This window comes from Dyadobacter beijingensis DSM 21582 (assembly GCF_000382205.1).
Taxonomy (GTDB): Bacteria; Bacteroidota; Bacteroidia; order Cytophagales; family Spirosomataceae; genus Dyadobacter; species Dyadobacter beijingensis.
Genome location: NZ_KB907790.1, coordinates 587,313 through 602,994, shown reverse-complemented (window position 1 = coordinate 602,994; position 15,682 = coordinate 587,313). Strand labels below are relative to the sequence as shown.

Sequence of the window (15,682 nt, the reverse complement as noted above, 5' to 3'; positions counted from 1 at the left end):
TTGAAACTAACTAATTGCTAAATGGATACGCGTGCTGCCCGGAAATATCCCCCGTTATTCCTCCACTTGCTTGGATGGAGTTTTCTGGCTTTGTTCTTGATGTGGCAACCCCTGAGCTGGCAGATTGAATTCCCCGTCAGTTTCTGGATCAAACAGGCGGTATTGTTCACATTGCTCGTCGCGATATTTTATCTGAACTACTATTACTGGTTCCCCAATTTCTTGGCCAAAAACCGGTATTTGCGGTTCATACTATTTAATATCGTGTCGGTAGTAATGCTGGCCGTCGTGATCGAACAGGTGAAGGTGGCCGTCAACCACGGTGAGCAGATGGACCGTGCATTCAAGCTCGCGCGGGAAGCCAATGGGGATAAAAAGCGCCACGACCGCCTCGATTACTTCTCGCTGATGACCGCTTTGATGATCATCGGGCTCAGTACCAGCGTGGCCGCCGTGCGCACCGCTCAGCTCGACAAGCAATACCGCCAGAACCTCGAAAAGGAGAAGATCAACTCCGAACTGTCGTTCCTGAAAGCGCAGATCAACCCGCATTTCTTTTTCAATACCCTGAATAACATTTATGCACTCACTGTGATCGACGTGGAGGCTGCGCGGGAGGCATTGCATAAACTCTCGCGCATGATGCGCTATGTGCTGTATGAGACCCAGCACGGCACGGTACTGCTAAGCCAGGAGATCGCATTCGCCCAGGACTACATTCAGCTTATGCAGCTCCGGCTTACCGACAAGGTTACCGTGCACCTCGATCCGCCGAATCCGCTGCATGACGTTTCCATTGCACCTATGCTATTCCTACCCTTTATTGAAAATGCATTCAAGCACGGCGTCAGCGCCGTTCAGCCGAGCCGGATCGACATTCAGATCCGCCAGGAAGGCCCCAAGATTTTCGTAGAAGTGAAAAATACCCTTTTTACCGACAAGCGGGCCATTCTCGATGAAAGCAATGGCATCGGGCTGGCCAACACCCAGCGCCGCCTCGATCTCCTTTACCCCGGCAAATACCAGCTGGAAGTGAACGAGAACAAGGAAGGGAAGGAATTTGAAGTACATCTGGAACTGGAAACGGCATGAGCATCACATTGGAATGCATTGCCGTGGACGACGAGCCCCTCGCGCTCGGCCTGGTGTGCGCATTTATTGAAAAAACACCCTTCCTGAACCTTGCCGGTCGCTATTCGAGCGCCGTGGAGGCATTGCAGGTGATCAACACGAAGCCGATCGACGTGATTTTCCTGGATATTCAAATGCCGGACCTTACGGGTATCGAACTCGCAAGAGTGCTTGAAAAAGCCGGTAACAAGGCGCCAAGGATCATTTTCACAACCGCATTCAACCAATACGCGCTAGACGGGTTTCGCGTGGACGCCATTGACTATCTCCTAAAACCCTTTAATTACGAAGAGTTCCTCCGTGCCGCATCGAAAGCGCAGGCCTATGTGGAGCTGGTGCAAAAGGCCTCGTCGGCCGGTTCTGCAGAGCCGAAGGACGAGTACCTGTTCCTGAAAGTGGAATATCAGCTCGTACGCATCGCCTACGACGACATTTTGTACACGGAGGGGCTCAAAGATTACGTCAAAGTCCACCTCAAATCGGACCCGAAGCCTATTCTGTCGCTTACGAGCCTGAAAGCGCTGGAAGAGAAACTGCCGGCGTCCAGGTTCATGCGCGTGCACCGTTCATTCATCGTCAGTCTGGACCGGATCAGCGCCGTAACCAGGAACACCATTCAAATCGGGGCGATTTCGATCCCGGTGAGCGATCAGTACAAGGAGGCATTCAACCAGTTTTTGAGTAAGTGGATGTGAAAAAAATGAATGTATTTCAATGCATTACTTCAATTCTTCCTGTAAAAAGTAACCGGTAAAGCTGCCTTTCACCTTCGCTACTTTCTCCGGCGTCCCTTCCGCGATAATGCGGCCGCCCTGCGCGCCACCTTCGGGACCCACATCGATAATGTAGTCCGCTACTTTGATCACATCGAGGTTATGCTCGATGATGAGTACGGTATTCCCTTTCTCGACCAGCTTGTTCAGCACATTCAGCAAATGGCGAATATCCTGGAAATGCAGCCCGGTAGTGGGCTCGTCGAGAATGTACAATGTCTTGCCGGTGTCTCTTTTGGACAATTCTTCCGACAATTTCACCCGCTGCGCTTCGCCGCCGGACAAGGTCGTCGCGTGCTGGCCCAATGTAATGTAGCCCAAGCCTACGTCGTTCAATGTCTGCACTTTACGGAGCAATCGCGGTTGATTTTCAAAAAATTCCAATGCTGATTCGACAGTCATATCGAGCACGTCGGCAATGGATTTGCCTTTGAAACGGACTTCCAATGTCTCCCGGTTGAAGCGCTTGCCTTTGCAGGTTTCACAATTCACGTGCACGTCGGGCAGGAAGTCCATTTCGATTTTCTTCATCCCTGCGCCTTCGCAATCCTCGCAACGGCCGCCTTTTACATTAAATGAAAAACGGCCCGGCTTGTAACCCCGGATTTTGGCCTCCGGCAACTCCGCAAAGAGCGTGCGAATGTCTGTAAACAAGTTGGTGTAGGTAGCCGGGTTGGAGCGCGGCGTACGGCCGATCGGCGACTGATCTACTTCGATTACCTTATCGATATGCTCCAATCCTTCAATGGACTTGTAAGGAAGCGGCTCCCTTCGCGACTTGTAAAAATGTTGGTTCAGCAGCGGGAACAGCGTTTCGTGGATCAGCGACGACTTGCCGCTGCCGCTCACACCCGTGACGCAGATCATCGTTCCCAGCGGGATCGATACCGACACGTTCTTGAGGTTATGCCCCGTGCAGCCTTTCAATGTAATGGCTTCTCCCTTGCCTTTCCGGCGCTTTTTAGGCACCTGGATCGTCTCGCGGCCAGCCAGATAGTCGGCCGTTAGCGAACCATTTTGCAGAAACTTTTCGGGCGTACCCGCGCCTACGACGCTTCCGCCATGCCGCCCCGCGCCGGGACCAATGTCGAGAATGTAGTCGGATGCAAGCATCATATCCTTGTCGTGCTCCACCACGAGCACCGTGTTACCAAGGTCGCGGAGGCTTTTGAGGGAGTTAATGAGCCGCACATTGTCGCGCTGATGGAGGCCGATGCTCGGCTCGTCCATAATGTAGAGTACGCCGGTCAGCTGCGTGCCAATCTGCGTCGCGAGGCGGATACGCTGGGCCTCTCCACCCGACAATGTCCGTAACGCACGGTTCAGTGTGAGGTAATCCAATCCCACGTCGAGCATGAACCCGACGCGCTTGCGGATTTCTTTCAATACTTCGTGGCCGATCACCCGCTGTTTTTCTTCCAGCCGGTCTTCGAGGCCTACGAGCCATTCGGCCAGTTCGCGAATGTCACTGTCGGCGAGCTCGGCAATATCTTTTTTATCAATTTTAAAATGTAATGACTCCTTCCGCAGGCGTTTGCCTTTGCATTCGGGGCAGGTTTGGGTGACCATGAAATCTTTCAGCCAATCCTGAATTTTCTCGTTACCCGATTCCTGCTGGCGTTTCAGGAAGTTGATGATCCCGTCGAATTTCGTTTCCCATTCGGTTCCTGGATATTTTTTAGACGGTACCGGCACGGCCTCTTCGCTTCCGTAAAGCACGAGTTTCAATACTTCTTCCGGGAATTTTTCGAGCGGGGTGGTAAGTGTGATTTTGTAGGGTTTCAACAAAACTTCCAGCTGCTTGAAAATCCACGCCTCACGGTACTCGCCCATCGGCGCAATGCCTCCGCGACTTATACTCAGCGACTTATCAGGCATAATGGAATCCTCGGTAATCTCCTCGATAATGCCCAATCCCTGGCAGGTAGGGCACCAGCCGTATGGCGAATTGAACGAAAACGCATTCGGCGCCGGATCGTCGTAGCTGATACCCGACTCCGGGTCCATCAGATTTTGGGAAAAATAATGGGTACCGCCCTTCGCATCCAGCACGATCAGCGCTCCTTTGCCCTGCTTGATGGCCGTCGCCACGGACTGGCTCATCCGGTACCGCGACTGCGCGTCTTCCTCCTCCTTTTTAGGGATCACGCGGTCGATCACGATCTCGATATCATGTACCTTGTAGCGGTCGAGCTGCATTTTAGGTGTAATGTCCTGCACCTCGCCGTCGACACGCACTTTGGTGTAGCCCAGCCGCGCTATCTGCACGAAAAGCTCGCGGTAATGCCCTTTCCGGCCTTTCACCGCCGGTGCGAGCAGCATGATTTTCTGCCCGAGGAACTGCGTCATGAGCTGGTTTACGATCTGGTCCTGCGACTGCTTGATCATCCGCCGACCCGTCACGTACGAATACGCCTCACCTGCCCGCGCGTAGAGCAGGCGCAGGAAGTCGTAAATCTCCGTCACCGTGCCCACCGTAGAGCGCGGATTGCGCGAGGTCGTTTTCTGCTCGATGCTGATTACCGGCGAAAGGCCGCTGATTTTGTCGACATCCGGCCGTTCCATTTCACCGATGAACCCGCGCGCGTACGAAGAAAAGCTCTCCATATACCGGCGTTGCCCTTCGGCGTAGATCGTATCGAAAGCGAGCGACGATTTGCCGCTGCCGCTGATACCGGTCACAACCACGAGCTTGTTCCGTGGTATGGCGACGTCGATGTTTTTAAGATTGTGTTCCCGGGCGCCTTGTACCTCGATGAGGTCCTGTTCCGCCACTTCGAGGCCATTTAAATATTCCAAAGTCCTGTTGGTAGTTTGTGAGATAGTTTGAGAATGAAGCTGTAATTCTGATAACCACAAAAATACACTTTGAGTTGCAAAATCCTTCCCGTGAAAACCGCTGCGTATACGGTTTAGAGATTGATTTTTTCCAAGACCGGATCCGGTAATGCAAACGATTGCATAATAAGACTTTTCAAAGAAAAAATATTTTGTAACCTCTATTATATTAATATTAATTATAAAAATATTACCAAAATTGATAGCTGAGTTTCATTTTTTGACAGTATATTGACATTTATTAATACATTATTAACTCATCCCTACTTAATTTATGAACAAACATTTACTAGTCCCGCTTTTCCGGGGTGTCATGATTATGCTGTTCGCAATAACAGCACAACTAGCTCACGCCCAGGATCGCTCGGTCAAGGGTAAAGTTACCTCCTCCGCAGATGGCACCGGCATTCCCGGTGTAAACGTGCAACTAAAAGGAACAGCCGTAGGCACCGTCACCGATGCCGACGGTACCTATTCCATTGAGGCCAAGGGCGCTGATGCGATCCTGGTCTTCTCCTCCATTGGTCTGATCAAAAAAGAAGTCAATGTCGGAAACCAGACGACCATCAATGTCACGCTCGAAGACGATATTAAAAACCTGAGCGAAGTGGTCGTGACCGGTTACGCGGCACAGCGCAAAAAGGACATTACCGGCGCGGTAACCGTGATTAACCCGAAAGAACTAACCTCGGTACCCACTGCGAGCGTCACGCAAATGCTGCAAGGCCGGGCGTCCGGGGTGACGGTCGGTAATGATAATTCACCAGGCGGCGGCACGATGGTGCGTATCCGCGGTTTTGGTTCGATCAACAACAACAGCCCGCTTTACGTGATCGACGGCGTGCCTACGCAAGGTACGCTGAACCAGATCAACCCGAACGACATCGAGTCGATGCAGGTACTGAAAGATGCATCCGCGGCGTCCATTTACGGTGCGCGTGCGGCGAACGGGGTCGTTATCATTACCACTAAAAAAGGTAAAACCGGTGCGCCGAACATCACATTCGACTTTTACGCGGGCTCGCAGCGCCCGGGCAAAATGCTCGACCTGCTGAATACGAGAGAACTGGGCCAATACCTGTATGAAGCGGACCTGGGCGCAGGTAAAAATCCATCGGTAACATCGCCCTCCGCACAATACAAATTCGGACCGAACGGCGAGCAGACCATTGCCGACTATATTTATCCGAACGTATACGGCGAACTCCCCAGCAACTACACTTATACCAACGACATCGCCGACCCGAACCTGGGTAAGACCGCATTCAACATTACCAAGGCCAACAAGGAAGGAACCGACTGGCAGGACGAAATTTTCGACCCGGCCGGTATCGCCAACTTCCAGATCGGCGCTTCGGGCGGCTCGGAGGCAGCTAAATATGCCCTTTCCGCCAACTACTTCACGCAGAACGGTATTATGAAATATACCAAATATAAAAGGTACTCGATCCGCGCCAATACCGAGTTCAAGAAAGGTATTGTGACTGTGGGCGAGAACTTTACATTCTCTTACGACCAGCGCCAGGGCATCACCAACAACGACGAAAGCAACCCGATCATGTTCGCGATCCGCGTACACCCGATCATCCCGGTGTTCGACATCACAGGCGGCCCGAAGGCTTTAGGCGGAACGAATACGTCGGATTACAACGGTTTTGCCGGTAGCCGCGGTAGTAACCTCGGTAATGCCCCTAACCCGCTGGCCCGTTTGTACCGTGAAAAAGACAACCTCACAAAAGGGACGCACGCGTTCGGTAACGTGTTCGCACAGGTGGACATTCTTCCGGGCCTGTACGCACGCACCAGCCTGGGTATCGAGTACAATCAGTCGAACCGCGCCGAGTATTTCCACCGCGATATCGAAGCAGCCGAAGCCAGAAACGCGAACAGTTTGAACGTGATCAACAACGTGGACCGTTCGTTCACCTGGTTCAACACATTGAATTATGCCAAGTCCATCGGTGTACACAATTTCAATGTGTTGCTGGGAACGGAAGCCGTTAAAACTTTTGCGCAGGGATTCCAGGCGAGCCGTAGTGCATTTGCATTCGACGACCTCGACTACCGCTACCTCGATGCGGGTTCTGCGGCTGGTTTGAGCAATTCGGGGGCAGGTGCTACCGAAAGTGCGCTGTTCTCGCAGTTTGGAAAAATCAACTACGTATTCAAAGACCTCGTCCTGGCCGACTTCACATTGCGCCGCGACGGATCGTCCCGCTTCTCGGAATCGAACCGCTACGGTATTTTCCCGGCGTTCTCCCTCGGTTTGCGTATGACGGAACTTGCGTTTATGAAGCCGGTGAAGTTTGTCGACGATTTGAAAATCCGCTTTGGCTGGGGTAAAACCGGTAACCAGCTCATCCCTAACGTTTATAATGCTTACACGCTGTACGCAGCAGATCCGCAAAACAACGCCTACGACATCAACGGTACAGGTACTTCGATCGTAGGCGGCTTCGACCTCGTGCAGTTCGGTAACAGCAACGGTAAATGGGAAACCAATACTTCAACCAACATCGGTCTGGACGCGACCTTGTTCAACAGCAAACTGGAAGTGGTGCTCGACGTGTACAACCGCCTTACTTCCGACATGCTGACGCAGATCGCGATCCCGAGAACGGCCGGTACCGGTACGATCCCTTACACCAACATCGGTGAAGTACGCAACCGCGGCGTGGATTTGGGTATTAATTTCCGGGATAAAAAAGGCGATTTCAACTACATGGTGGGCGTGAACTTCGGCCACTACAAAAACGAGGTGATCAAGCTGAACAACGACCCGAATGCAACTATTTTCGGTTTCACGACGCGTCTTCCGGCGATGTCGGCTACCAAGGCAGGTTTGCCGATCGCAAGCTACTACGGATATTTCGTGGATGGTGTGATCAAAGACCAGGCCGAGGCTGATGCCGCGCCGAAATTCGGATCGTACACCCGTGAAGGTACATTCAAATTCCGCGACGTGAATGGGGACGGCGTCATTACCGCAGCCGACCGTACCATTATCGGTAACCCGCACCCCGACTTCAACTACGGTATCAATGTGGGGGTAGGCTACAAATGGTTTGATCTGACGTTGTTCGGCCAGGGCGTACAAGGCAACCAGATCTTCAATTATGTGAAGTACTGGACGGATTTCAACGTGTTCCAGGGCAACCGTTCCAAAACCATGCTGTACGACTCCTGGAAAAAACCAGGTGACAACGCCAAACTGCCCCGCCTGAACTCCGGTGACGCAACCAGCCAGCAGGTATCGTCCTACTTCCTCGAAGACGGCTCGTACTTCCGCCTGAAAAACATCCAGCTGACATTCTCTTTGCCTCCTAACTGGCTGAAAAGAATGAAACTGGGCTCGGCGCAGATTTACGTGCAGGGACAAAACCTGTTCACATTCACGAAATACACAGGGCTTGACCCGGATATCAACCTGAGAAGATCAGGCGAAAACAACCAGGATACGCACATGGGCGTGGATGAAGGTTCCTACCCCGTAGCGAAAGCCTTCCTCGGCGGGTTGCGTTTCAGTTTCTAATTCATCCATTGATCTTCATTATAAAGAACATACAATGAAAAAGTCATTATTAATATGTGCGCTCGTCGCTTTGAGCTTCTCCTGCTCCGACGATTTCTTCGACCTGAAACCACAAGGGCGCGCGTCGCTGGAACAGCTCAGCAACAAAAATGGTGTAAACGCCCTGCTCATCGGCGCCTACTCGCTGCTCGACGGCGTGGGCGCGGGTAACACCGGTCGCCAGTCGACGATCTCCAACTACGTATTCGGCGGGATCAGCAGCGACGATGCCGTGAAAGGTACCGATGCCGGTGACCAGCCGGAACAATCGTTTATCGAACAGTACAACTGGCTTTCGGACAACACCTATTTCCTCGGTAAATGGTGGCATTCCTACGACGGCGTGGCCCGTGCCAACGAAGTGATCCAGATCGCGGCGAGCGCGGCGGTATTGGATATGACAGACGCCGAAAAGCTGCAGGTAACGGCAGAAGCCCGTTTCCTCCGCGGACATTACCATTTCGAAGCAAAGAAAATGTGGAACAAGGTGCCGTACATCGACGAGAAAATTTACAATGCCGGCGATCCCAATTCTACCAAAATACCTAATACGGATGATATCTGGCCAAAGATCGAGGCTGATTTCAAATTTGCGGCGGATAACCTTCCCGTCACCCAGGCACAAAAAGGACGCGCTACGCAATGGGCTGCCAAAGCCTATCTGGCTAAGGCTTATTTGTTCCAAAAGAAATGGGCGCAGGCCAAAACTTTGCTGGACGATATAGTGAAAAACTCAGGTAAAAAGCTGGTCCCCAATTATCATGACAACTACCGTACAACGGGCAACAACAATGCGGAGTCGATTTTCGAAGTGCAGTTCTCAGTGAACGATGGTACGAACGGTAACAATGGTAATGCCGGTGATAACCTCAACTGGCCTTACTCGGCGACTGCGCCGGGACGCGGATGCTGCGGTTTCTACCAGCCATCGCATAACCTCGTGAATGCATTCAAAACCGAAGACGGCCTTCCGATGATCGGTGCAGCCGGGGATGGTTCGCTGGATACCTATAACAAAGTAGACCTGCCGAATGACCAGGGTATCGTAGCTTCCGCCGCATTTACATTGGACAAAACAGTCCCCGTTGACCCGCGTCTCGACTGGACAGTAGGCCGCCGCGGCGTAAATTTCCTCGACTGGGGCCCTATGCCCGGCTCGACATGGATTCGCGACCAGGCTTATGCAGGTCCATTCACCGGTAAAAAATGGATGTACTACCTGGCGGAAGAAAACAGCACCACCCACTCGACCAGCAAACGGAACGTGAACAATAACTACCGCCTGATCAAAATGTCGCACGTGCTGCTTTGGCTGGCCGAATGCGAGGTGGAACTCGGCAATCTGGCTGTTGCGCAGGATCTGGTGAACCAGCTCCGCGTGCGTGCCAAAACCGGTTCGGTGCAAGACCCCACTGTGACATACAAAGTAGAGCCTTACCCGGCAGGCACATTCGCAGCCAAAGGTGCTGAATATGCCAGAAACGCCGTACGCATGGAGCAACGCCTCGAATTTGCAATGGAAGGACACCGCTTCTTCGACCTGGTTCGCTGGGGCATTGCCGAGAAAGTGCTCAACAAATATGCGCAGGAGGAGGCAGTGGCAGGCAAAGAACCATCCGGGCGGGCTTTCAACAAAAGAGGGTACATGGCTGGAAAAACTTTTACCCAGAAAAACCTCTACTTCCCGCTGCCACAGGACGAGATCCTGAATAGCCAAAAAGACGGCCAACCGACTTTGACACAGAACCCGGGCTATTGACAATACCATTTAACCCACTAACGCACCCACAAAAGAGCCGGCCTTCGTGCCGGTTTTTTTGTGCATTGGCAAACAATGAAATACTTTTGAGAAAACTTTCACCAACCGCCATCATGAAAATCACGAACGAAAGCGAATATGAAAATGCCTCGGAACGGGCCGACGAAATATTCAACGCAAAAAAAGGATCTCCGGAAGAAAAGGAACTGCAAGAACTCCTGAAAGCGATTAAGGAATACGAAGACGATTTTGTACGGATGCTTCGCGACAACAATTAGCCGGCCAGCTCCACAGCAAGCCCTTCCACTTTTTCCGAACGTGCGACAAACCGCTCGACCAGCGTGGAGCGCACCTCTACTTCCATCTCACATTGCATTTCGAACGACTGCTCGCGCACGGGCAGCTCCATTTCCTTCACGATCCGCATGACGTCGTTCATCTGAGGATATTCGAATGAAAGTTTGTAAATGCTGAAATAATGCCGCGAAACGATTTCGGAGGCATCCAACGCCAACTCGGTCGCGGTTTTGTAAGCATTGATCAACCCCGGCACACCAAGCAACGTCCCGCCGAAATAGCGAACTACTACCACAAGCACATTCGTGACATTTCTTGAATATAATGTATTGAGGATCGGGCGCCCCGCGGTTCCCGATGGCTCACCGTCGTCGCTCATACGGTAACTCATCCTGTCGGCGCCAAGGCGGTAGGCATAGCAATGGTGAACGGCTTTCGGGTGCAATTCGCGTAAATCGGCCAGGTGCGTTTTCGCTTCCGATTCATTCGCAATCGCGAATGCGTACGCCAGGAATTTGCTGCCTTTGTCTTTGAAAAACCCTTCCGCGGGGCCAGCGACAGTCTGGTAGGAATCGTCAAATAACACGGGCTCGTCGCTTTTTGAACTGATAAATTGTAACTGTGTAGGACAGCGCCGCCAATGCGAATGCCGCCATCGAGAAGAACACCAGCGGCAGGTTTTCCCGCTGATTGTCGAATAGCTCGGCAGAAAGAAATGCCCCCAGCCCGATGCCCGCTTCCAGGGAAATAAACATCGTGGCAATGGCCCGGCCGCGGTTATGTTCACCGCTCAAATCGACCGTCCATGCAGACAGTACCGGCGACAAAATACCCATAGCAACGCCAAAAAAGGCCGCCCCCGTCAGGAACACGGTGACGGATTCCGCGTAACCGGTGATGACCATGGCCATGATTAATATAATGCAGCCTACAATGGTCACAGGCATGCGGCCATGCCGGTCGGAGATTTTCCCCGCGAAAAGCCGTACCATAATGGATGAAATGGTGAACATCATGAAGTATAACCCCCGGTTTTGCAGGCCAAGGTATCCGCTGAAATCGGGCGTAACCGTGGAAACCGCGCCGAACCCGAAATAGCATAGGAAAGTAATGAGCGCCGGACTGAACACGTCGGGCTCGAAAACGTCGCGCCAGGTGATTTGAAAGGATTTTAACGACAGTTTTTGCTTCTCCTGCAATGTTTCTTTCATATTTAAAAGGATTGCAATGGAAAGGAATGCGAGTAGAGATGAAGTATAAAAAAGCGCATTCAGCGAAAATGCCTGGCTGATCATACTGCCGATCGCGGGCCCGAATGCAGAGCCCACGCTCATACACATGCCGTGGATACCCATCGCTTCCCCGCGGCGGTTCACCGGCACAATGTCCGCCACGTAAGCGGCAGTGCCCGTCGGTTTGAAACCGGTGGAGAATCCATGCACCAATCGGAGCAGCAGAAAGGGCATGACCGTCGTGAAGATCGGATACAGAAATCCGCATACAAAACACACCAGCGACCCAAAGGCCATGACCGGCACACGTCCGACACGGTCGGTAAGCCTGCCGCTGAATGGCCGGGAAAGACCGGCTGTTAACGTAAATAGTCCGATAATTGCGCCTTTATATTCCGCGCCGCCCATACTCGTCAGATACCCCGGCAGCTCGGGAATCAGCATATTGAAGCTGGAAGAGAAGAGAAACGAGCTAAGGCCCAGCAACCAGAACTGCGTCGTCAATATCCCGGGAGAAGCTGTATTTTGCATCACGCAAAAATACTAGACTTTCGGGAAAGAGCGGAAATTGCTTCGACTTATCTTCCGACGCCTTGAACGGGTAAAATTTCTCCTTCACAAGTGTGTGTAATTAAGCAATTACAAGTTAGCTTTAAATGGTCCGCGCTGCAAGCTATTTCGGCACGGATGAACTAACGGTTACGCGCATTGCTTTTTTTCCCAACTTTAAGGCATGGTACGCATATTCTATAAAGAAGGTAAAGTCATTAAGCGTGAAAACGATATCCGCGAGCTTGGGAAGGTCCAGAACCTGGTTTGGGTGGATTTGCAGTCACCCAGCGCCGAAGAGGAGGAATGGGTTGAAAATAAATGTAATATCAGTTTTCAAACGCCCCAGGAAATCGTCGAGATCGAAAGCAGCTCGCGTTTCTTTGAGCAAAACGAGACGATCAACGCCAACTCCAACTTTCTTAAAATAGAGCGGGAAGGCTACGAAACCTACCCGGTTTCGTTCATCCTGCATCAGAATGTACTGTTTACATACCGACGCGGCGACTCCAAAACATTTGCGGATACCGTCAAAAAGATGAAGGTTAGCCCGGATGGCATCCAGGGCGGCGTCGATTTCATGCTGCTTCTCCTCGAAACCCGTATCGAGGCGGACGCGGATGCGCTAGAAGGCATTTCCAAAGACATTTCGGCGATCAGTAAAGATCTTACCCACGAGCAGAAAACACGCCAGGAGACGCTGATCCGCATCAGCGGCTTGCAGGAAATTACTATGATGCTCCGCGAGACGAGCATCGACAAGCAGCGCGTACTCTCGGGCATACTGCGCAGCCAGTATTTTCCCGAAGATCGCAAAGAGCACCTGCGCATTATCCTCAAAGACATTAACTCGCTTCTCGAATACACCACCTTTAATTTCGAGCGGCTCGAATACCTCCAAAACACGTTTATGGGTCTGATCAACCTCGAACAAAGCCAGGTGATCAAGATCTTCACGGTGGTAACGATCATCTTCATGCCGCCCACGCTCATTGCCGGCATTTTCGGTATGAATTACCAGCACATACCCACTACCGGTGAACCGTGGGGCTTCTGGCTTTCGCTATTCCTCATGGTGTTTTCGTCCCTTGTCGTACTTTGGTTTTTCAGGAGAAAAAAATGGATTTAGTCAGGATTTTTCACTGGAATGGCTATTTTTTTAACCATTATACGTCACGGGCATAACTTTAATAGGGTCTTTTATGTTGTGGTAGAATACAATAAATAATTCGTCGTAGTGTTAGTATAGAAGTTATATTTCGGCGGCCAGGTTTTGTACCAGGTGCATTCAACCCTCTTCCAACCATTTCCCTAACAATAGAGTCATCAATCCTAGCCACGCAGCTCCGACAACGCTGGCTTGATATTTGTACAAAGAATATCCGCTAAGGATATGGAAATGAGCTATATAATTTCACCAAAGGAGAAGATCATGAACGCCATCCTGTTAGAAGGAAGTAATGAAGAATCGGGTATTAAAAAACTCTCAACTCACTTGATAACCGATTATCTATGAAAAGCATATCAGTAGTAATCCCGAACTATAACGGGAAACACCTGTTCGAAAAATATTTTGAGCATAACTATAAGGTCCTCCAAAAACTGGAAACAAATGTTCAGATCATTGTGATTGACGATGCATCAACCGATGAATCTGTTGCATATTTAGAAGAACATTACAATGATAAAATCACGTTAATCCGCAAAGAAACCAATTCGGGATTTTCGGATACTTGTAACATCGGCATTCAGAATGCAACCAATGATCTGATCTTTTTACTCAATACCGATGTAACCCTCGAACCCGGCTACATGGAAAAACTATATAAGTATTTTGAATTGGAAGATACTTTTGGTGTGATGGGAAGGGTGATTGGCATGAATGATGATTTGATTCGCGAAGCGGCCAGAGAACCGAAAATTTCGGGTAGAAAAATTAAATCTTCCGACTTTTTTCACCTGCAAAATATCAATGCATTTACGCCTACATTTTATTTGTCCGGTGCTATTGCATTAATGGATACCCAGAAACTGAAAGCGATTAACGGATTTAATGAAATGTTCAATCCGTATTATGGCGAAGATCAGGAACTGTCGATCCGGGCGTGGCGATTGGGCTGGAAATGCTACTACGAACATGATGCCGTTTGCCGTCACGAAGTATCAGCCAGCACGAAAAACCACAATCACAAGAAGGCCATCAAGCGAATCCATTTCAGGAACCGTTACTATGTGCATTACCTGCATTTGCAAGGGATGGATCTCAAATTATGGCATTTACAAATCCTGCTTTGCGACGTACTGATCGGCTTCCTGACCATGCAATTCTACAAAGTGGAGGCATACTGGGATTTCATTAAAAACCGCGGCAACCTGCAAGCGAAGAAAGTAGCATTTAACCGCGAAATGAAAAAGCATCAGTCTGAGATCGGCATTATTGATGTGATCAACAACTTCCGGATGATGCTGAAATACCAGCAGGTGATCAAGCTCAACTAAGCAAGGCTCTCGTATAAGGCAAGGTATTCCGACGCCGCTCTTTCCCAGGAGAAAAATCCCGCCCTTTCGCGGATTTTTTCCCTGGGTTTTGTTTTGTTATAATGTTCGAGACTCGCATTCAAGACATTACGCATGTGCTCGGGTTCGAAATGATCGAAATAATAGGCGCAGTCGCCGCCTATCTCCGGCAATGAAGTGCATCGCGACAGGATCACCGGCTTGCCATAATACATCGCCTCGATTACCGGTAACCCGAAGCCCTCGGCAATGGATGGAAAGACGAATGCGGTACAATTGCTTAGATACCATTTCTTGTCGTTTTCCGAGATCGGACCCGTGAATATCAGCCTGTCGAGCACGTTCAGCTTTTGCGCTTCCCTGATGATCTTCTTCTTATACTCCTGGCTACTGTCGATTCCCGCGATCACCAGTTTGAACGCATTATCCTTCAACAACGCCGGAAGGACGTGAAAATTCTTCTTTCCGACAATTGTACCAATTGTAAAAAGAAACGGTTCCGAAACTGGCTCTGCCGGCGGTGCAATAACCTGGCTACTATCGATATTACATCCATTGTAAATGACCGAGGCAGGCTTATTTCCTAATTCGAGATGTGTTCTCAGATCGTCGAGTACATAGTGTGAGATCGCTACGATATGATCCGCCCGATCGATCTTCTGTTGTAGTTTATTTAAATACTTTTTAATTCGGCTGTCCGATCTGTTTCCGTCATAAAGGAAATTCAAATCGTGTATTGTAAGTACAACTGAAACCTTTTTGTTAAAGGGAAAGTATTTGGAGCCCTGATAGGTGCAATGCCAGATGTCAACCGATTTGGTATCAGGAAAAAATAATTTATGAATAAAATGCTGAGAAATGTAATTGGCATTCTCGCCGAAAACATGCTCGGCGGATGTTGGTAAATAAAAAGCAATTTTTCCCTTTTCCTCTCCTATCTTTTTAAGAATGGAGTTCCCCAATTGAAGGCAATAGTGATAAAGACCGGTATGAGGGTGCCTCATCCTTTCGCAGT

Annotated in this window: 11 protein-coding genes; 7 read left to right on the top strand and 4 right to left on the bottom strand. The window is 50.4% G+C overall.

All coding sequences use genetic code 11. The features are described 5' to 3' along the window. The first annotated feature begins 99 nt into the window (after positions 1-99). Together H144_RS0126240 and H144_RS0126235 are read left to right on the top strand one after the other, a co-directional pair. Entirely contained in the window at positions 100-1,092 is a 993-nt protein-coding gene (locus tag H144_RS0126240; RefSeq protein WP_019945095.1) for a sensor histidine kinase, read from the top strand. A gap of 2 nt (positions 1,093-1,094) precedes the next feature. After that, positions 1,095-1,826 carry a LytR/AlgR family response regulator transcription factor gene (locus H144_RS0126235; protein WP_026351015.1) on the top strand — a complete coding sequence of 244 codons (732 nt, stop codon included), beginning with the start codon at positions 1,095-1,097 and terminating at the stop codon, positions 1,824-1,826. Between the two features lie 24 nt (positions 1,827-1,850). On the opposite strand, the gene uvrA is transcribed toward H144_RS0126235, so the two are convergent. After that, the gene (gene uvrA / locus H144_RS0126230; RefSeq protein ID WP_019945093.1) at positions 1,851-4,703 is read right to left on the bottom strand and encodes an excinuclease ABC subunit UvrA; all 2,853 of its coding nucleotides are present in this window, start codon (positions 4,701-4,703) and stop codon (positions 1,851-1,853) included. A gap of 313 nt (positions 4,704-5,016) precedes the next feature. On the opposite strand from uvrA, the gene H144_RS0126225 reads away from it, so the two are divergent. From H144_RS0126225 to H144_RS34650, 3 genes are all read left to right on the top strand, one after another. Further along, the gene (locus H144_RS0126225; RefSeq protein WP_026351014.1) at positions 5,017-8,274 is read left to right on the top strand and encodes a SusC/RagA family TonB-linked outer membrane protein; all 3,258 of its coding nucleotides are present in this window, start codon (positions 5,017-5,019) and stop codon (positions 8,272-8,274) included. 34 nt (positions 8,275-8,308) lie between these two features. Further along, a complete protein-coding gene (locus tag H144_RS0126220) occupies positions 8,309-10,072 on the top strand; it encodes a RagB/SusD family nutrient uptake outer membrane protein (RefSeq protein WP_019945091.1) in 1,764 nt (587 codons plus the stop codon). Positions 10,073-10,185: 113 nt separating this feature from the next. After that, positions 10,186-10,350, top strand: coding sequence for a hypothetical protein (locus H144_RS34650; RefSeq protein WP_019945090.1), 165 nt, complete (start codon positions 10,186-10,188; stop codon positions 10,348-10,350). Here the strand turns inward: H144_RS34650 and H144_RS0126210 are convergent. Both H144_RS0126210 and H144_RS0126205 read right to left on the bottom strand, forming a co-directional pair. Further along, on the bottom strand, positions 10,347-10,955 hold the full coding sequence (locus tag H144_RS0126210; RefSeq protein WP_019945089.1) for an IMPACT family protein: 609 nt from the start codon (positions 10,953-10,955) through the stop codon (positions 10,347-10,349). The two genes, H144_RS34650 and H144_RS0126210, sit on opposite strands and share 4 nt — an antisense overlap. Beyond that, positions 10,945-12,132, bottom strand: a complete 1,188-nt coding sequence (locus H144_RS0126205; protein ID WP_026351013.1) for an MFS transporter — start codon at positions 12,130-12,132, stop codon at positions 10,945-10,947. The genes H144_RS0126210 and H144_RS0126205 overlap by 11 nt, the downstream gene beginning before the upstream one ends. Positions 12,133-12,334: 202 nt before the next feature. Between H144_RS0126205 and corA the strand changes: the two genes are divergently transcribed. Continuing rightward, complete coding sequence (corA, locus tag H144_RS0126200; RefSeq protein ID WP_019945086.1) at positions 12,335-13,279, top strand: magnesium/cobalt transporter CorA; 945 nt, start codon at positions 12,335-12,337, stop codon at positions 13,277-13,279. A 383-nt stretch (positions 13,280-13,662) separates the two neighbouring features. After that, positions 13,663-14,649, top strand: coding sequence for a glycosyltransferase family 2 protein (locus H144_RS0126190; protein WP_019945084.1), 987 nt, complete (start codon positions 13,663-13,665; stop codon positions 14,647-14,649). Here H144_RS0126190 and H144_RS0126185 read toward each other — a convergent pair. Beyond that, positions 14,646-15,671 (bottom strand): glycosyltransferase family 4 protein, encoded by a 1,026-nt coding sequence (locus H144_RS0126185; RefSeq protein ID WP_157505181.1) that lies wholly within the window; start codon positions 15,669-15,671, stop codon positions 14,646-14,648. The two genes, H144_RS0126190 and H144_RS0126185, sit on opposite strands and share 4 nt — an antisense overlap. Positions 15,672-15,682 lie beyond the last annotated feature (11 nt).

Coding starts and splice junctions, on each gene's coding strand:
- H144_RS0126240 (WP_019945095.1), top strand. CDS start 100: ATGTGGCAACCCCTGAGCTGGCAGATTGAATTCCCCGTCAGTTTCTGG.
- H144_RS0126225 (WP_026351014.1), top strand. CDS start 5,017: ATGAACAAACATTTACTAGTCCCGCTTTTCCGGGGTGTCATGATTATG.
- H144_RS0126220 (WP_019945091.1), top strand. CDS start 8,309: ATGAAAAAGTCATTATTAATATGTGCGCTCGTCGCTTTGAGCTTCTCC.
- H144_RS34650 (WP_019945090.1), top strand. CDS start 10,186: ATGAAAATCACGAACGAAAGCGAATATGAAAATGCCTCGGAACGGGCC.
- H144_RS0126205 (WP_026351013.1), bottom strand. CDS start 12,132: ATGCAAAATACAGCTTCTCCCGGGATATTGACGACGCAGTTCTGGTTG.
- corA (WP_019945086.1), top strand. CDS start 12,335: ATGGTACGCATATTCTATAAAGAAGGTAAAGTCATTAAGCGTGAAAAC.
- H144_RS0126190 (WP_019945084.1), top strand. CDS start 13,663: ATGAAAAGCATATCAGTAGTAATCCCGAACTATAACGGGAAACACCTG.
- H144_RS0126185 (WP_157505181.1), bottom strand. CDS start 15,671: ATGAGGCACCCTCATACCGGTCTTTATCACTATTGCCTTCAATTGGGG.